Genomic DNA, 18109 nt, shown 5'->3' with positions numbered 1-18109 from the left:
CTTCTTTTTCCATTTTTTCTAATCTCCGTAGACTTACAGTATGGACAATGCACAGTATGAACCCTCTCCTCATCCCTTTATTATGCAACACCCAACGGAGATTTGCTCAGTAACAATCTGCGTTAACACTTGGGTCTTGCTCCTGGTGGGTTCGAGCTTTTGCGGCACGTAAACACTGCTTGAGTTTTGACCAACACAATTCAATGGGTGACAAATCTAGTGAATAGAGGGATAGAAACACAACCTGCGCACCGATCACCTCAATTATCTGTCGAATTACCGCAGCGGTATGCACCGACAAATTATCCATTACTACGACCGCTCCCGTCCATAACTGTGGTGCTAGAACCCAATACAGTTCAGTTAAAAGAGACTTGGGAGACAGGGTCGTAAGGGTTTAATCTATGATTACTGCTCTTGCAATTACTCACGTCAGAGTAAAATTACAAACCTTTGTCCAAATCTGTAACACCTTCTACTTCAGCGATGACTCTTCTAGACTCGGGCTTTTCAGGCTTGGCGTCAAAGTTCAGCAGGTCAAGGCAAAGCTTGAATGAGTTCTCGAATCACGTCTATTGCTAGTTTGCCTGTCTGTTCACAATACTTTTCAAGGTTTTGAGCTTCATCTGATGTCAAGTTTATAGTGATTCGCTTAAGCGCTCTTTTTTTACTGGAGGTTGTCAAATGGGGAAATTTAAGTGCAGCAGTTTTATTCATTGATTGATAAGCTAGATATATACAAACTTTCCTTATCAAGATTGCCAATTCTAAGCTGTTTTTACCAGTGAAAATCGAGATTTTGAGATTGAACTTAAGCTTTACGCCCCAAAAATATTACGGAGAATAACAGGTATTAAATAACTAGTACCATACGCAAGAAATCTGCTATCACCAAATGTAAGAAGCTCTTGGCTGAAGAGATGATGTCAGCAATGCCTTATAGTCCAGATAGTCTGTTGAGCAAGCGGTGTTGAATTACCGAGATAAGTGGATGTCAAAGGAGGTTTTTATCAGTGAATATTTTGGTAATATACCTGTTTTAAATCCTCTGCAATATGAGATTATTCGTTTGTTATGGCTATTACCCCATATCTATAGCAACCTAGTACGAGAATTCCTTTTAATAAAAAGTGATTAAACGAACAGTGAGTTAATACATGACTTTACAGAATTGGAGACGTAAGCGTGGCGTTGCACTTACTACCAAGGGTTTGCAAAAAATTAAGGAAGCAAAACATCAGTCAGAAGCAAAAGAAAATTTTGGAAATCGGTATACTCTTGAAGAAATGAGTGTACGTTCTGGTTTATATTCCGCCACCATCTCAAAAGTATTGAATCGAGAAGGAGGAGTTGACAAACAGACTATTGAGCAACTTTTTTCAGTTTTTAACTTAAAAATAGATAAAAGTGACTATTCAAGTTCAAAAAATCGTCTAGATTGGGGAGAGGCTATCTTTAACTTAGCTTTTTATGGGCGTATAGAAGAACTTATTACACTAGAGCAATGGATTCTCAATGAGCACTGCCAATTGGTTGCACTATTGGGAATAGGAGGTATTGGAAAAACAGCACTGTCTGTAAAGTTTGCTCAAAAAATTCAGGACAACTTTGAGTATGTGATCTGGCGATCACTACGAGAAGCACCGCCTGTTAAAATTATTCTAGGTAACTTAATCCAATTTCTATCTGACGAACAGGAAACAGAAAGTAATTTACCAGAAAGCTTTAGCGATCGCGTATCGCGACTACTCTATTATTTACAAAATTATCGCTGTTTAGTGATCCTCGATAATGCAGAATCAATTCTCCGCAGTGGTAGCCGCGCCGGACTTTATCGAGAAGGATATGAGGAATATGGTGAGTTTTTAAGACGGGTGGGAGAAGCAACTCACCAAAGCTGCTTAGTACTGACTAGTCGTGAAAAACCCAGAGAAATAGCATTTTTGGAAGGACAAGCACTACCTGTTCGCTCATTGCTACTGAGTGGATTGAAGGTGGCGGAAGGGCAAGAAATTTTAAAACTCAAGGGACTATCGGCGGCAGAGGATGAATGGAAAGTAATGATTGAACGTTACGCAGGCAATCCATTAGCCTTAAAGATAGTTGCCACGACCATTCAAGATATCTTTGATGGTAATATGACTGACTTTTTGCAACAAGACACGGCTGTCTTTGGAGACATTCGCGATCTCTTAGAGCAGCAGTTTGAGCGCTTGTCAGATTTAGAAAAGGAAATAATGTATTGGCTAGCGATTAACCGGGAGTCGATCGCACTATCAGAATTGCGAGATGACATTAGATCACCAGTACCACAAGCAAAATTACTTGAAGCTCTGGAATCTTTAGGAAGGCGATCGCTAATCGAGAAGGCTACGTCTACGCTTATTGAAAAAACTGGATCAATCTTTACGCTCCAGCCTGTAGTTATGGAGTATGCGACTAGTAGCTTGATAGAACTCGTCTGTGAAGAGATTGTCACTCAAAATATTAATTTATTCAGATGTCATGCTCTGATGAAGGCTACGGCTAAAGACTATGTTAAAGATACTCAAGTTCGTCTCATCATTAAACCAGTTATAGATGGGTTGCTTAATATCTTAAGAAGTAAAAGAAAAATTGAAAATCAGTTAATTCAAATTCTTACAAGACTGCAAGAAGAATCTCCTTTAGAACCAGGGTATACAGCTGGAAACATTCTTAATCTGCTTTCTCATCTAGAAACTGATCTGGGTGGCTATGATTTTTCTCACCTGACTGTTTGGCAAGCAGACCTACGCAACGTACATTTGCACAATGTAAATTTCACTTACGCCGATCTAACCAAGTCTGTTTTTGCTGAAACTTTGGGAGGCATTCACTCAGTGGCATTCAGCCCTGATGGAAAATTCTTGGCTACGGGGGATACTAGTGGTGAGATTCGCCTGTATCAAGTTGCGGATGGAAAACAACTACTTACCGTCAATGGGCACACAGGTTTTATCTGGCCAGTGGCTTTTAGTCCGGATGGTCATATTTTTGCTAGTGGCGGTGATGACCAAAAGGTCAAGCTATGGAATACTAATACGGGGCAATGCCTTGCAAATTTGCAAGGTCATAGTGGTGGAATCTGGTCAATTGCTTTCAGTCCAGACGGTCAACTGCTTGCAAGTAGCAGTGAAGACCATACGGTGAAGTTGTGGGATACTAGTAGCGATCAATGCCTTAAAACTCTGCGGGGACATAGTAATCGTGTTACATCAGTTGCCTTTAGTACTCAAGGTACTACGCTTGCCAGTGGCAGTGATGATCAAACCGTGAAGTTGTGGGATACTAAGACCTGGCAATGCCTCAAAACTATGGAGGTTGAGAATAGTGGGAGTAAATCAGTTGCTTTCAGCCCGGATTGTCAAACTCTGGCCAGTGGCTATCATAACCAAATTGTGAGGCTATTTGATGTCAGTACAGGTAAATGCCTTCAGACTTTGCATGGGCATACTGATTGCGTAAATTCTGTTGCTTTCAGTTATGATGGTCAGACGCTGGCAAGTAGCAGTGATGACCAAACGGTGAAACTCTGGGATATAAGTACTGGTCGCTGCCTTACCACTCTACACGGACATAATAGCAGGGTTTGGTCAGTTGCGTTTAGTCCAGAAGGTAAAACGCTGGTAAGTGGCAGCGATGACCAAACGGTAAGGTTATGGGATGTCAGTATTGGTCAATGCCTTAAAATTTTTCAGGGTTATTGTAATGGTATCTGGTCAGTTACCTTCAGTCCTCAAGGTACTACACTAGCTAGTGGCAATAATGACCAAACAGTAAGGTTATGGGATGCTAATACTGGTCAGTGCTTCAAAACTTTGCGAGGACATAGTAATCGGGTCACATCAGTAGCCTTCAGTCCTCAAGGTACTATACTTGCTAGTGGCAGTGAAGACCAAACAGTAAAGTTGTGGGATACTACCAGCGGTCAATGCCTGAAAAATTTGTTGGGACATAGTAATCGGGTTACATCAGTTGCATTCAGTCCCCAAGGTAGTGTGCTTGCTAGTAGCAGTGAAGACCAAACAGTGAAATTGTGGGATACTAAGACCTGGCAATGCCTCAAAACTTTACAAGGTCACACTCATTGGGTATGGGCAGTCGCTTTTAGCCAGGACAGTGAGATGCTGGCCAGTGTTAGTAATGACCAAACAGTAAGGCTGTGGGATGTCAGCACTGGTCGTTGTCTTCAAACTATGTACGGTCATACTGACTGGATTTGGTCAGTCGCCTTAAGTCCTGATGGTAATACAGTAGCGAGTGGCAGCTTTGACCAAACAGTGAAACTTTGGGATGTCAGCACAAGTAAATGTATTGGAACTTTGCATGGGCATACTAGTGGCGTATACACAGTTGCCTTTCTGGATAATTGCACGCTGGCAACTGGCAGTGGCGATCAAATGGTCAAGCTATGGGATCTGAAGACAAGCAGTTGCGTAACAACTTTGTTAGCACATACCAAGTTAGTCTGGTCAGTAGCCTTTAGTCCCGATGCTCAAACCCTAGTTAGTGGTAGTCAAGATGATACGATTAAGCTTTGGAATGTTAAGACAGGTGAGTGCCTGAAAACTTTGAAAAGCTATAGACCCTACGAAGACATGAATATCACTAAAGTGACAGGTTTAACTGAGGCTCAAAAAATTACTTTGAAAGATTTAGGGGCACTTGAGAAACAGGAGTAGACCACACTTACTGCGCGGTATATCCCCCATCAATTATCATATTATGCCCTGTAACAAAGGAAGCTACATCCGAACATAACCATAAGACAGCTTCTGCAACCTCCTCCGGCTTGCCAATACGTCCTACAGGATGCCCAGCTGCAACTTGAGCGAGTAGGTCTGTGGGCACAGTTGCTAACATATCGGTTTGAATGCTACCGGGACTTATAATATTAAGTCGGATGCCAGATTTAGCATATTCTATTGCCGCTGCTCGGGTTAAGGCAATAACTCCACCTTTAGTGGCACTATAGGCGGCAGTACCTGCGGCACCTATCACACCACCAACTGAAGCAACGTTTACAATTGCACCACCCTCTTGTTTGAGCATTGTGCTAATTTCGTACTTGAGGCAGAGCCACATTCCTTTGAGATTTACGTCGAACATTTGGTTCCATTCTTCTTCCGGCATTTCAATGAGTGGTTTGAAAATTGCGCGTCCGGCATTATTACAAGCGCAGTCTAAACGGCCATAAGTATCTACTGTCTTGTTAACCAATGCTTCCACTTCAGCTGCCTTTGATACATCGGTTTTAACGAAAATAGCCTCTCCTCCTGCCTCTTGTATGCAGCGCACAGTCTCCTCCCCCTCAGCAATTCGACGGCTAGCAGCTACAACCTTTGCTCCAACACGTGCAAATGCGATCGCTGTCGCCCGACCAATGCCTGATGAAGCCCCAGTAACCAATGCTACTTTTCCATCAAATTGACCTGTCATGGATGTAACTTTCCCTCTAAATTGCTTTGTTCTGCATTAACTGATAATGGCGTTGCAGTGCCGAAACTGCACCAAAAGCACTAAAGGCCAACACCCCTAACACATTAAAAGGTTCAGGGACAGATACTGGCTTCAGTACTGAAAATGCAGATTCTCGAATAAGCCGATGAGCTGCGGTTGTAGGATGAACTGGATCCCAAAATAAAAATTCGTCTGGATTACAGGCTACTGGTTGGGTGGGCAAATTTAAGGGCACTACTGATAAGTCTTGTATGCAATAGTTGGTAGCATTTGTCAGACCGAATTCTTTTGGTTCGGCGATTATCCGACTAAATAAGTTATTAACATTGAAAGGAATGATGTTGATATTAGGGTCTAGTTGCTGGTTCAAAAAGTTGATGGTCGCGTTTAAGCCAGAATTATGTGCATTGATCAATGTGCTGAATAAGCTGGGTATTTGACTATTAAAGTTTGCAACTGGAAACTTTCCCAAATCTGGCTGATTAACTACTATAATATCTTGAGCGCCTATGGCCACAAGCGATGTGACTGCTGCTGATATATTTGCAACTGCCTGATTGGAGTTCGTAACACCCCCCGCAAAGTAACTGAAGTAATCATTAGCACCAGCCCATACAATATAGAGGGCGTTGGGATTAGCAGACGGATTTTTTGCTGTAAAGCTAGCGATTTGCTGTTGCAATCCGGGGAACTCAGGAACGCTAATGTTATCAACTCCGGTGGTAGCCCCTCCAAAGGCAAAGTTGCTGCGAGGATTGAAGGATAATTCCAAGTCTTGTGCCAGATATTCTACCCAAACTGGACCATTGGAAAAACGTCCATCAAAGTATGTCGGACTTGAGGGAAAGGTTTTATTTGTGGCATTGAATGCATTTCCTGTATCAGAAAAGCTGTCACCAAAGACATAAATATCCTGATAATTCTGTGCAGCTAGAATTTTTAGCGGAAACATAAAAGACAACAAGAAAAATCCTATTGTCAGAATTGTTTTTTTCATTTAACTTCTGACTACGGGTTAAATCCTGCTGGACATCTTAGCAAGGAATGATACTTCCAATTTCGGAATTTTTCACTGTCGAATCAGTTTCATTGACCGGAACAGGACCTAGCACCACATCACCCCAGCGGATCACGCTTGCAGAGGCAGAACTGGCTGCGCCAAAGGCATAGATCAAAACCAAGTCATTTTCGTGAATTTTGCCCAATTGAGCAGCGTGGTACAAATTGCCTACAGTTAATGCTGGTCCAATGTTTGCATAAAGAGGGTAGACATTGATTGTGCGCTCTGGATCAATGCCCAATACACGGGTACAGAAGCTTGCAAACCAAGCAGAGGCTGTATTGAAAATAAAAAAATCAATTTCCTCCAAGGTTATACCCGCAGCAGAAATAGCGCCTTCGCAACAAGTATGCAGAAGACTTGCCGCTGTTTCGCTGATCGCCTTGTTTATACCCTTGGTCATCTGCATACGGAGCCGCTGCTTGCCCTGTTCATCCTCCATAAGTTTAAAAAAGAATTGATCGCACAAAATGCTAGTGTTAACAGTCTTTGTGCCTAGAATACCTTGATTCGGCTTCAGCGAACTAACTACAAAAGCTCCAGCACCGTCGCTAAAAAACCATGATAAAGTATCATCTTCATCGAAAAAGCGAGAGTACGTACATGATATTACCACTAGCGCATTGCGGTACTCTCCAGCTTGTACCAAGGCACAGGCAGTTTGAAGGGAAACTGGGGTACTGGCACACGTTGCATCAAGATTCCATGCGCCACACTGTAATCCCAGTTCACGAGCAAGGAAGGCAGCATTGCCAAATCCAATTTGTTCAGGTAAGAATGAGGCGACGAGCAAGAGATCTACGTCGTCCGTAGAAAGCTTTGCTGCATCGAGAGCATCCTTTGCTGCACAATACTCCAGCGTCAGCGACGACTCACCTGGACTTAGCACCCGCCTCTCAACAGTGCCACGAAAGGGGTCTGACAGATAGGGCATCATCTCTAATTCAAACTCGTTGCTGGGTATGGCTCCTACAAGCGAGAACATCTTTGCTAAACTTTTTTGCTCAGCCTGAGTGACTAGCTCAGGGTATTTTTCTATGTAATAATCATTTCTACGTATAACCCTTGGAAAGCTCACGGCAAGTGAGCGAATACCTACTGGGGGATGCACCATATCCAATCACCTAGTTAATTATAGTCTTAGCGCCTTGCGAAATTAGACTCTGATTGCGACTCTCGGAGGGTGGTATATGAGTGGGGTCTATGAGTACGTCAACTACGAATGGACTGCTTGCTGCCATCGCTTTTTCCAGTGCAACTTGGATGTCGGACTCCTTTTCAACGCGTATTCCATCAGCTCCCATAGCTTGGGCAATCTCGACAAAATTTGTCGGCGTAATTTTCGCATCCACTCCCTTAAAATTCAGTAACGTCAATCCTTGGTCACACATGTTATAGCGCGAGTCATTAAGTACAATCCAGACAGCAGAAATCTGGTGTTGCACTGCTGTACTGATCTCGTTATTCATGAGCATAGCACCATCCCCGACAATAGCAACAGCCTTACTATTCCTTACCAGTGCCGCACCTACGATGCCCGTAACGAAATGCCCCATAGACCCAAAGCCAGTGCTAACCCGAAAACGGCCTGGTTGAGTAAATCGTAGATGGTGAATTGCCCAGGCAAATGAATTACCCGATTCAGCCATTACTACTGCATCGCTTCCTTCAACAATCACCTGTTGAATCATATCCATCAGTACTTTGGGTCGCACTAAACTGCCTGTACATGGCTTGATTAAATCAAGTTCAGGTCGAGGCAGCGTTACCCCTGTTGGGCAACTATTACTTACAGAAAAATGCTTCAACAACTCCTTCATGAACTCTTTTACGTCAGACTGGATAGCAAACGTCTTGGCATCTGGATACGCTGCTCCTGGCACATCTGGGTCGATGTCAATATGCAAAAATCTTCGCTGGGGGATCATGGTAGAGTTCCAGAACGATGTAAACTCACCAAGGCGCGTTCCCAGAACCAAAGTATGCAAAGGATAGTACTCCTGCATATATGTCAAAACAGACTTGTGTCCAGCAAACCCCGTGACTCCTACAAATTGTGGATGATCTTCGGAAAAAATCCCTTTACCACGCGGCGAACACATTACCGCAGCCCCTGTTCTCTCAGCAAGTTGGCGAATCTCTTCAGCAGCATCGCGCGCACCGAAGCCAACCCAGATGACAAAGGGTCCTTCAGTCAGTAACCGGACACATTCTGCAATTGTTTCCTCACTTGCTGTTGCCACAGTCTCAGACAGAGTTACTCGTGGCAACGAAGTTGTTAGTAAACTTGTCTGGATATTTGTAGAGATACTTAAATACGCGACTAATCCTCCTGGTTGTACCAGTCCAAGAGCAAGCCTTCGAGAAATCTCTGTGAGTTCATCGCTACATTCGACAGTAGTTGCATAATGAAATATTTGCCCTGAACTCATAATACTTGTGCAGGGCATAGTGTATGCGCTGGTTTCCTGGAAAGCCCAACGCCCTCGCTGTGGCGCAGAGGTTGAAGCGGACACAAAAATTACCTTAGCGCCCTCCCAACGAGCAGCTAACAATCCTGTCAAAGCGTTGGTAATTCCTGGACCTGTGGTAGTGAAAACTACAACTGGCCGATCGCTAGCAAAGTATGCCTCAATGGCTGCAAAAGCTGCTCCAGCTTCATGGCGAAAGTGCAACACCTGGATAGAACTTTGATGTAACGCAGCCCACACTGGCGCGATCGCACCTCCCGATACACCAAAGGCATACTGCACTCCCATATCTTCCAGGATTTTTACCACTGCCTCTGCTACCGAAAAAATTTCGGATGGCTTGCGATGAAATGTCTGTTTACTTGAGTTTAATTGTTTAGTGGTATTCGCTTGTGTATCCTGAAATTTTACATCCATACAAACTATACTTAGGAATAATCTCCTTTTTGGAATAACTATTATCCCACACCTAAACTTAGTAATATTGTAATATCAATGTAATATAAAGTTTTTTGGATAACGCCCATACAGCTTCGGTGAGCACTGCTCTCTAACGCAGGTATAACAGTAAAACGACCTTGGCAGTTCACTTTGTCAATCTTTGAGCAACCTATAAGTTCCGCGTTACCTTGATATAGAAAAAATGTTCAGAGACTTCAAGAACAGTGGATGTGGCGATGCCTGCAGCGGGCTGTGCCAACGCAGATGGGTTCACCCGTCTTTTGGTTTGTGAAAACTGAACACTATTAATCAACCTCTGGAGTATAAAAAGGTGATTAACTTCAATCAGTATAAAACTTTAACTTTTGATTGTTACGGAACCCTAATTAATTGGGAGAATGGCATCTTAAGGGTGCTAAAGCCACTTCTGCTGGCACACAACACTAATTTGGATGACGAGCAAATTCTCGATATTTTTGCTGAATTTGAAGCAGAACTGGAAAAAGCAGAATATATCAAATATCGAGAAGTTTTGAAAAGAGTAGTCCAGAAATTTGGTGAACGATTTGGCTTTGAGCCAACTGCTGACGAACTAAATTCACTTGCCGATTCGATTCAGCATTGGCTGCCTTTCCCCGATACAATTGAGACACTTAAAGTTTTAAAACAAAAGTTTAAGCTGGTAATTATCTCAAATGTAGATGACGATCTCTTTGCTTTCTCGGCAAAGCACTTGGAGGTGGAATTTGACCAGATAATCACAGCAGAACAGGCAAAAAGCTACAAACCCTCCTTCAACAACTTCAGACTGGCTATTGAGAGAATTGATTTGCCGCTAGAGCAGATATTACATGTTGCTGCTAGTATATATCATGATATTGTGACAGCCAAATCTTTGGGACTATCAACAGTCTGGGTAAATCGTCGAGCAGAGCAAGGGGCTAGTGCGAACTTGCCAGCAGTCAGTCAACCTGATTTAGAAGTGCCTGATTTGAAGACTCTCGCTACTTTAAGTTCACAGTAATTTGCCGATCTTAATTGAACCATGGAAGAAACAAAAAGTAACATCCAAAGAGTCTTTATAAGCATGTCATATATTACTTAAATTAAATTTTTTTAGTAATTTTTGCGTAAATACTGATTGAGTGATTTTATCACATTCTTGACCGAAAATAGCAGAAAGTTGGCGGGAGATAGGGAAATGCCAAAGTAAAAATCTGTCGTGAAAAAACGAAATAGGGATTGCAACATAGATTGATTCTGTCTTACTCTGGAAAAACTACTATGCCAGTTTAAGTTCCTAAACTTTGGGAACCACAGTACATAACTGGCTCTTCAGGATCAGCGCCCTGCCGATAACTTTGTTCAATAAAACACTTTGATAGCCTAAAACGATGAAAGCATCTGCTAATTTCGACTTTGAAGACGAGAAATTCAATGCACCGCCTTCTCAAGTCCTTCCCTGGTGTCAGATGATTAATCCTCGGTATGGCACAGATGGTATACAATCTCACGGTTTGGCGATTAAGCTGGATAATGCCAATGCTGTCGGCTTTGTGCCAGATGATAATTGGCAGCAAATAGAACATGAGTTTAGCTCTGGAATAGAAACAATCTTTATTACTGCTACTCCACGCTTGGTTATAGTGCGTCGGGGGCCATTGTCTGTTAAAGACCGGGAAAGTGGTTTAAAACTGGGTACGCTCAAAGATAATTATGATGCTTTTTTAGCCGACAAACTTAAATTTAAAACCTTTACTCGCTATCTAATTTTTATAGTGGGTGAGAATAAAAAGTTTTTACATGAATCACCACTACAACTAACTCTTAATGGTGCAGCCGGAGCGAGTTTCAGCAAAACCTACTGCGAATATCAACAAGGCAAAGTAGTTAATGGATTCGTTGCTGAACTAGAAAAAGCTTATGCTATCTATCGCAAGCAACCTTTGACACCAAAAGGCCCTTTGTTCCATGCTCACGGGATTTTTTGTCCCATCATTGAATGTGAAGAAAGAGGCATTGAACCAAATACAGTTTTGGTAGCTTCAACTGTAAACTATAAACATCCCACAGTAGGAACTTTAACGCAATATTTAATTGCTTCCGATGCTCTTGAGTCTGCAATGATTTGTAAGACTTTTGAAGAATACAAAGATTTTGGCAAGGAACCTGTAAAATCAGAAACGCCTAAATTGGAAATGGCAGGAGTTTCCAACTCTTACGTTTATGCTGATGAAGATGATTTTGCTTATCCGCCGTATTAGCTAGGGAGTGGGGAATGGGATGAGGGAGACAAGGAAAATAACCAATTTCCCATCCCCTTTAGGAGTACTGAGTACTGAGTGCTGTTAGCGGTAGCGGGGCGTTTAGCCCATGCTGAGTATTAAGTGAGGAATCTCACTTATTTACTCGAAAATCGGAACGGGCTAAACCCTAGCTATGCGCTAACGGAACTGTTTTGCCCAATGCCCAATGCCCAATATCTATTCTTTGAGCAGCAAATAATATAGTGAACCATTACCGCCTGTGACGCCAGCGCGATCGCCTGCTAGTTTACCAGATCCCATGAAATAATCCACCCGGCCCGGCCCTTTGATGGCGCTTCCTGTATCCTGGTCAAGCACAAAGCGGCTAACAGTATGCCTCTCTAGTTTGCCACCACTGGTAGGATAGGGAAATGAATTGTAAATCAGTGCTAACGCTCCCGGTGGCATGAGAGACTTATCTGTAGCAATGGAACGTTCTGCTGTTACTGGCACATGAATACTACCAGTAGCAGCTCTACCGCTTGTTTCTTGGAAGAAAATAAACCGTTTCCAGCGCGGTAGATAATTGCTCAACTCTTGAGGTTTTTGCCGGAAATAAGCAATCATCCGTGGCATTGTCAATCCTGCCAGTGGAAGTTTGCCATCTTTGGCAAGTTCTTTACCGATACTAGTCCAAGGATAATCAGTTCCACCAGCATAGCCAATTGATGTTGTTTTGCCATTGGTTAATTTAATTTGGGCAGAACCTTGGATATGTACCATGTATGCCTCTAGGCGATCGCGAAACCAAAGCAGTTCTAAACCGCGTAACTTGCTCTTATTCCCTTTTAAACCATCCTTCCCTTCCAAATCAATTCGTTTTGGGTGAGGTTTAGGCCATTGGCTAAAATCAGGTGGTAGCCGATAAATGGGATACTTATAGATTGCAGTTCTAACACGGCTAGCGGTGTAAACAGGTTCGTAGTAAGCAGTGAACTTAACAGTACCCTTGCCATCGTTGCCCACAGATTGGTAGAAGACAAACTCACGCTGTACAGCAGCTTGTAGTTGCGCTGCTGACATAGAACTGACAACCAGTTGGCGGAAACGTAGCAAACTCCGGCGGACGCGATCAAGGGTAATTTCCCGAACTGGATAATTTTGATATGCTGCGATCGCATCACCCTTTGTTAGGTAAAGCAAACTGTTGTCAATAGAAGCTAACAACGCATTGCGATCGCCTGTTTTACCTCTTTGACCCCAAATTTGCTCATCCCAACCCAAACAAGTCGGCCGGAGCATGCAATCGCTGACGATGGCGATTGGTTTTAGCGGCGGCGTTATCTCAGGAGTGATTGGTATTGGTATAGGTGGAAGATCGGGAGTAGTCGGTATTGGCAACGGCAGTAAGTTAGGAACTTGAGCAACAGCCGACCAGAGAGGATTTACAAGAACAATTCCTAAACTCAAGGAAAGCAAAGCAAGGGTTTTTCTCATCATTTAGTTGAATCTTTCAACACTGGAACTAAAAATGGGTTCTACCCGGATTGCCACGATCCGAGAAGGGCGTACTACCATATATTCCCCTTGAATATTTTTGATCGGCACGCTAATAAAGTCATTAGAAGCAGATTTTGGCACAAGTTCGCCGCTATACCATTTTTGAAACTCTTGAATAGTAGGAAAACGTACTTCTTCTCGGTGGCCGCTTTCCAGTAGAAGGTATACGGCATATTCATTTGCAGTTCTAGCCATAAAGTTGAATCATTTCAAAAAACATTCAACCCATTGTTAACCACGTAACCCCCGAATGAAAAGGGTAAGCATACGGGAGGTCGCCAGCAAGGGAGCAGGCGAGATGAGGGGGACAAGGGGGACAAGGGGGAAAAGGGAAATTATTGAACAAGTCTCTCCCTTGTCTCCCCTCTCTTCCTTGTCTCTTCTCCATACCTCTTATGCTCAATGCCCAATGACTCTTCACTCTAGACGCCTAATCCTTTAAGCAGTTCCTTAAAAAGTGTAAGTTTACATAAGCTCTTGCATAACTCTCTAATCAACTTCTGATAAATCATTGGCATTGTTGAAAAACAGTTATTCAGGAAGCAAAAATTATGAAACTTTACTATCGTGGTCTGAGCTACGAATGCGACCCAAACAAAGTTGGTAGCAAAAAAACAGAACAGCCATTTCGACCAGTTCCTCAAATTGGGTCAGCTTATAATCTGATGTACCGTGATGCTAACTATCGTGTCGATCCAAATTCAAAATCGGCTAAAGTTCCTCTACCAATAGCTGATAAATTGAGCTTTCGAGGAATCACCTACTTTGTAAATAAAACTCCACTAGGAGAAGTTAGCGTAGTCTCTCAACTAACAACTAATTCAAAAGTTGAGGTACTGCCGATTTCTGAGGAATTAAAGCTTCTACAATAATATGGCTGCAAGCCGAACTGGAGTCTAAAGAGTTATAAACTGGTAGTAGAATTCTCAAAAAACCTTAAAAATTCAGCACTACCTACCTACTTTCTGTCTCAAAAAACCTTGCCAAAGCTGGTAATTGTGTCAAGATTAATTTCAGGACTTAAGGCTTGTGACACAATGTTAGGACAATTATTAGACGGACGTTACCAAGTCCTCCAGATATTAGGTGGAGGTGGATTCGGTCAAACCTATATAGCCCAAGATACTCATCGGCCAGGTTTCCCGAAATGCGTTGTCAAACACCTTAAGCCCGTCACTCGTACCCCTGAATTTCTCGAAACTGCCAGACGGCTATTTACCAGTGAGGCAGAAACACTAGAACAACTGGGCAACCACGATCAGATTCCTCGGCTTTTAGCCTATTTTGAAGACAACCAAGAGTTCTTCTTGGTGCAAGAGTTTATAGAAGGGCAGACTCTGAAGGCGGAACTATTCCCTAATCAACGTTGGACAGAAGATCGAGTAATTCTATTGCTCCAACAGGTTCTGGGTATTCTACAATTTATTCACAGCCACAATGTTATCCATCGAGATATCAAGCCAGATAATATAATCAGGCGGCAACAAGACGGTAAGTTAGTACTGATTGACTTTGGCGCAGTTAAACAAGTCCAAACTCAACTGCTTACAATTTTAGGGCACACGGGAGCTACTATTATTATTGGTACTCCCGGATATATGTCTACAGAACAGGCGCAAGGTAAGCCCCGCCCCAACAGCGATATTTATTCCTTGGGCATTATTGGTATACAATCACTGACAGGGTTACATCCGATAAACTTTGAGGAAGACCCAGATACAGGAGAGATTTCTTGGCAGCATCAAGTTAACGTCAGTTCTGAGTTGGCATCTGTGCTATCGAAGATGGTACTACATCACTTTAAACAGCGTTATCAGTCTGCGGCGGAAGTTTTGGAGGTGCTTAAGTATTTCAATACTAGAGTAGAAACGCAATCAATTCAACCACCATCCTTTACACAACCGCCTCCTCAAGCTTTCTTTTCTCAACAAAACTCAATTGAATATCCGTCTGCTTCTATCCTGTCTAAGGAAAACTACAACCGCTTAGAAACGATTCTTTTAGAATTTGTTGGTCCCGTTGCCTCTAGATTACTACGACAAGTTGCAGCATCAGCGTCCAATTTTGAAGAATTAATTAGTCAATTAGCCTTTCATCTTCGAGACAATCAACAAATTGATTTTAAAAAGAAAACAATGTTTCTACTAGAGAAACCTACTTTACTACAAGAACTTACTGTTAAATCCGATCGCTCTGATATTAATTCAAATAATTTACTAAACCAAGAATCTCAAATCATCAGTGATAAATTTTTTGAAGAGTGCGAACGTGAGTTGGCTAATTTAATTGGTCCAATAGCTAAGTTTATAGTTCAAAAAGCTCTTAAATCTTCTGGACAAATTTCTCGTGCAGAATTTGTGAAAGTTTTAGCATCACAAATTCCTGATCCTCAAAAAGCTTTACAATTTCAGCAACGCTTACTTTCTTGAATTTTCCACTTGCAGGATTAGGTCTAATTAACTTAATCCCAAATATAAAATAGTGTCAACTTTGATTATTCAGCATCTCCAAAGCTATTTTTAAGCTAGCTTTCATCCGATTAAATGCTTCTGCTAACCCGCCAATTTCATCATTAGAGCTTTCTTCAAAATCAGCGTTCATATCACCAACACTAACTTTTTGAGCTATTTTTTCTATTCTTCTAATGCGCTGAATCACATATTTTGTAATTAAGAAGTTAATCAAGAAAACTATAAACGCAAAGATTGCAATTAAAAGTCCCATTATCAATGTCCAAGTTCGTTTGGCATTGGCAAAAATCTCTTGAGAAGGAACAGAGATTATTTGGGCAGAAACAATCTGATTTAGTTTCCAGCCAAAACCATTTTCTGATCCATAAGTTATTAGTTGACTCTTAGGAGCCAGATCTGGTGTAGTATGACACCGCAGACATTGCTGCTGTGTAATCTTGAGTGGTCGGGCAATATAAAATACTTCGCCTTCTGACAATTTACGAAAGCCAGTAATTTCTAAAGTCTTGGGTTCGTTGCGAAAACGCTTTACAAGTTGAGTTTCAAAACTATCGGCTTTATCTGCTAAATTAGTTGGATTAAGTGTTGCATCTTTATGAAAAAAGTTTTTATATTCCGGCTTTTTACGAAAATTCTCAAAAACTTCTTTAGAGGAGAAACTTGGTACTACTTCAGGCATGAATGTTGGGTTAGTATCTAATCTAGGTTCCAATAGAGGAACTATACGATTTTGTGTATAATCTCTTACTCCGTTCACCATTTGGATGAGAGTCTGTGCTTGAGAAGCTACTTCATTTTGCGCTCTCCCTTGAAGTACACTAGATAAGGCAATGCCACTTCCTACAATACTGACTATGAAAACTAATATTAAAAGTAAGTTAAATTTAGCACCTATTTTTAAGTTTTTTAACGTAATGTTGTTCAACATAACCTAACTAAGGAAGACGGTATCTGAGTTTGTCTAATATTTATTTATACCTGTTAGAAAGCATCTTAACAATATTTAAATAAATATTAATTTTTTGCTGTAATATAACCTACTTAGGCAGCAGTCAAACTTGTCTAAATTAGTCTTGAAAGCCAAGTTACTTTCTTAACCATAATTAGTGATGTTTTTGCGATTTCCCCGTCGTTTCTTTCTATTTAATCTGCTAGGTTTGACATTTGCTGCCTGCCAACCACGAAAGGAGTTTGAGGGCACGTTAACTATTGGTGCGATCAACTATGGTGGAGGCGAAGAGATTATTAATCAATATGCTAAATTTAATAGTTACTTAGGCGAAAAAACGAACTCATATATTCAGCTAGAGCCTGTTTTTAATGAAAATAGAGCGGTTGAGCGTCTTCAGGCTCGTGCTTGGTCATTGGTATTTGCTCCACCTGGTTTAGCGGCTATTGCGATCGCACGCTACCAATATGTTCCCCTATTTCCTTTAATAGGTATTAATAATTTGCGTTCCATCTTTGTTGTTCGCAAAGATAATCCGATAACCAACTTGAAACAGCTACAAGGTAAAACAGTGGCTTTAGGACAGCTAGGTTCAGCAACAGGATATTATTTTCCTCTTTACAATCTTTATGGTACAACACTAGCTGACATACTGTTTGCACCCATACCTAAAGCCGCGCTAGAATTAGTGGCTCAAGGAAAAGCGATTGCCTGTGCCGTCTCGGAGGCGGAATTAAGTCTCTACAGTTCACAGTTGGCCCCAACTGAATTTCGTATATTATTTAAAGACCCTCACTATGTACCATTAGGTGTGGTCTTGATTGGGCCGAATGTAGAACGTAACCGTCAAGAGTTTATCCGCAAAGTGATGAGTGATTCGCCTTCAGGTTTAGCTCAAGAAGTAGGATACGTAACCAATGGACAAGTACCAGATTACAAGTACATGATTTCTGTGGTCGATCGGGTAAGCTCAATTAGTTCCAAGCTGCAAAATAAACCTGTTCGTTTATTCTAATTAAAGCAATAATAATACTTTCAGCCTTTGTTTTATCTAAAATGCTCATCTAATGCTCAGATACCCTAATTTCAGTATTTAAGTATAGTTAATATATATAAAATTATACCTATTATCGATTACAAAAAATACCCTTTAAAGGGTCTTGCAGTACTGATTAAAGAATTACTTCTCTTCTGTCACTCTGCAAAAACATTTGCCATTTATAAATTTTAGAGCTGTTGTATAGCAAGCGATTGGGCGATTATTTTCTAAGGATAAAAAGAAATAATTCCAAAAAAACTCACGAATATTTAGGAGTGCTATAGTTTGGTTTTTGGTAAGTAACCTGAGTTCGGGTTAAGCAGGTTGAGATAAAAGCCACTCCATCTGAAGGCTGGGTTTCTTAGGTTGATGGCAATAAGCGATTAATCCG

The 18109-nt window shown here is 41.6% G+C and carries 14 protein-coding genes; 6 read left to right on the top strand and 8 right to left on the bottom strand.

The window, feature by feature from the left end; translation table 11 throughout:
* Window positions 1–106: 106 nt before the first annotated feature.
* Window positions 107–358 (bottom strand): transposase, encoded by a 252-nt coding sequence (locus V7K89_RS35925; protein ID WP_442941689.1) that lies wholly within the window; start codon window positions 356–358, stop codon window positions 107–109.
* A 799-nt stretch (window positions 359–1157) separates the two neighbouring features.
* Between V7K89_RS35925 and V7K89_RS16610 the strand changes: the two genes are divergently transcribed.
* On the top strand, window positions 1158–4703 hold the full coding sequence (locus V7K89_RS16610; RefSeq protein ID WP_335188936.1) for an NB-ARC domain-containing protein: 3546 nt from the start codon (window positions 1158–1160) through the stop codon (window positions 4701–4703).
* Window positions 4704–4710: 7 nt separating this feature from the next.
* On the opposite strand, the gene V7K89_RS16605 is transcribed toward V7K89_RS16610, so the two are convergent.
* From V7K89_RS16605 to V7K89_RS16590, 4 genes are read right to left on the bottom strand one after another with little or no spacing between them, the layout of a single operon-like run.
* Window positions 4711–5460 carry an SDR family oxidoreductase gene (locus V7K89_RS16605; protein WP_335188934.1) on the bottom strand — a complete coding sequence of 250 codons (750 nt, stop codon included), beginning with the start codon at window positions 5458–5460 and terminating at the stop codon, window positions 4711–4713.
* A 16-nt stretch (window positions 5461–5476) separates the two neighbouring features.
* Window positions 5477–6478 carry an SGNH/GDSL hydrolase family protein gene (locus V7K89_RS16600; RefSeq protein WP_335188931.1) on the bottom strand — a complete coding sequence of 334 codons (1002 nt, stop codon included), beginning with the start codon at window positions 6476–6478 and terminating at the stop codon, window positions 5477–5479.
* A gap of 37 nt (window positions 6479–6515) precedes the next feature.
* Window positions 6516–7655: a 3-oxoacyl-ACP synthase III family protein gene (locus V7K89_RS16595; RefSeq protein WP_335188929.1), complete on the bottom strand. Its 1140-nt coding sequence runs from the start codon at window positions 7653–7655 to the stop codon at window positions 6516–6518.
* A 10-nt stretch (window positions 7656–7665) separates the two neighbouring features.
* Entirely contained in the window at window positions 7666–9429 is a 1764-nt protein-coding gene (locus tag V7K89_RS16590; RefSeq protein WP_335188927.1) for a ScyA-related TPP-binding enzyme, read from the bottom strand.
* Between the two features lie 355 nt (window positions 9430–9784).
* Here V7K89_RS16590 and V7K89_RS16585 point away from each other — a divergent pair, with 355 nt between their 5' ends.
* Window positions 9785–10477 (top strand): haloacid dehalogenase type II, encoded by a 693-nt coding sequence (locus V7K89_RS16585; RefSeq protein WP_335188925.1) that lies wholly within the window; start codon window positions 9785–9787, stop codon window positions 10475–10477.
* A 370-nt stretch (window positions 10478–10847) separates the two neighbouring features.
* Complete coding sequence (locus V7K89_RS16580; RefSeq protein WP_335188923.1) at window positions 10848–11717, top strand: DUF5895 domain-containing protein; 870 nt, start codon at window positions 10848–10850, stop codon at window positions 11715–11717.
* 219 nt (window positions 11718–11936) lie between these two features.
* On the opposite strand, the gene mltA is transcribed toward V7K89_RS16580, so the two are convergent.
* Together mltA and V7K89_RS16570 are read right to left on the bottom strand one after the other, a co-directional pair.
* Window positions 11937–13196, bottom strand: coding sequence for a murein transglycosylase A (gene mltA, locus V7K89_RS16575; protein WP_335188938.1), 1260 nt, complete (start codon window positions 13194–13196; stop codon window positions 11937–11939).
* 3 nt (window positions 13197–13199) lie between these two features.
* Complete coding sequence (locus V7K89_RS16570) at window positions 13200–13454, bottom strand: hypothetical protein (protein ID WP_190728057.1); 255 nt, start codon at window positions 13452–13454, stop codon at window positions 13200–13202.
* Window positions 13455–13810: 356 nt separating this feature from the next.
* Here V7K89_RS16570 and V7K89_RS16565 point away from each other — a divergent pair, with 356 nt between their 5' ends.
* Window positions 13811–14131 (top strand): DUF4278 domain-containing protein, encoded by a 321-nt coding sequence (locus V7K89_RS16565; RefSeq protein ID WP_335188921.1) that lies wholly within the window; start codon window positions 13811–13813, stop codon window positions 14129–14131.
* 165 nt (window positions 14132–14296) lie between these two features.
* Entirely contained in the window at window positions 14297–15688 is a 1392-nt protein-coding gene (locus V7K89_RS16560) for a serine/threonine-protein kinase (RefSeq protein WP_335188919.1), read from the top strand.
* 55 nt (window positions 15689–15743) lie between these two features.
* Here V7K89_RS16560 and V7K89_RS16555 read toward each other — a convergent pair whose 3' ends face one another.
* On the bottom strand, window positions 15744–16658 hold the full coding sequence (locus V7K89_RS16555) for a c-type heme family protein (RefSeq protein WP_334916698.1): 915 nt from the start codon (window positions 16656–16658) through the stop codon (window positions 15744–15746).
* A 181-nt stretch (window positions 16659–16839) separates the two neighbouring features.
* Between V7K89_RS16555 and V7K89_RS16550 the strand changes: the two genes are divergently transcribed.
* Window positions 16840–17694: a phosphate/phosphite/phosphonate ABC transporter substrate-binding protein gene (locus V7K89_RS16550; RefSeq protein ID WP_335188917.1), complete on the top strand. Its 855-nt coding sequence runs from the start codon at window positions 16840–16842 to the stop codon at window positions 17692–17694.
* The last annotated feature ends 415 nt before the right edge of the window (window positions 17695–18109 follow it).

The organism is Nostoc sp. (assembly GCF_036917515.1).
Classification (GTDB): domain Bacteria; phylum Cyanobacteriota; class Cyanobacteriia; order Cyanobacteriales; family Nostocaceae; genus Nostoc.
The sequence above is the reverse complement of the archived record's forward strand: the minus strand, read 5'-3'. Positions and strand labels throughout refer to the sequence as shown.

What these genes read in the sequence shown, in the direction of transcription:
- V7K89_RS16590 (WP_335188927.1), bottom strand. Translation starts at nt 9,429, where the DNA reads ATGGATGTAAAATTTCAGGATACACAAGCGAATACCACTAAACAATTA.
- V7K89_RS16555 (WP_334916698.1), bottom strand. Translation starts at nt 16,658, where the DNA reads ATGTTGAACAACATTACGTTAAAAAACTTAAAAATAGGTGCTAAATTT.
- V7K89_RS16565 (WP_335188921.1), top strand. Translation starts at nt 13,811, where the DNA reads ATGAAACTTTACTATCGTGGTCTGAGCTACGAATGCGACCCAAACAAA.
- V7K89_RS16610 (WP_335188936.1), top strand. Translation starts at nt 1,158, where the DNA reads ATGACTTTACAGAATTGGAGACGTAAGCGTGGCGTTGCACTTACTACC.
- V7K89_RS16600 (WP_335188931.1), bottom strand. Translation starts at nt 6,478, where the DNA reads ATGAAAAAAACAATTCTGACAATAGGATTTTTCTTGTTGTCTTTTATG.
- mltA (WP_335188938.1), bottom strand. Translation starts at nt 13,196, where the DNA reads ATGAGAAAAACCCTTGCTTTGCTTTCCTTGAGTTTAGGAATTGTTCTT.
- V7K89_RS16550 (WP_335188917.1), top strand. Translation starts at nt 16,840, where the DNA reads ATGTTTTTGCGATTTCCCCGTCGTTTCTTTCTATTTAATCTGCTAGGT.
- V7K89_RS16605 (WP_335188934.1), bottom strand. Translation starts at nt 5,460, where the DNA reads ATGACAGGTCAATTTGATGGAAAAGTAGCATTGGTTACTGGGGCTTCA.
- V7K89_RS16560 (WP_335188919.1), top strand. Translation starts at nt 14,297, where the DNA reads ATGTTAGGACAATTATTAGACGGACGTTACCAAGTCCTCCAGATATTA.
- V7K89_RS16580 (WP_335188923.1), top strand. Translation starts at nt 10,848, where the DNA reads ATGAAAGCATCTGCTAATTTCGACTTTGAAGACGAGAAATTCAATGCA.
- V7K89_RS16570 (WP_190728057.1), bottom strand. Translation starts at nt 13,454, where the DNA reads ATGGCTAGAACTGCAAATGAATATGCCGTATACCTTCTACTGGAAAGC.
- V7K89_RS16595 (WP_335188929.1), bottom strand. Translation starts at nt 7,655, where the DNA reads ATGGTGCATCCCCCAGTAGGTATTCGCTCACTTGCCGTGAGCTTTCCA.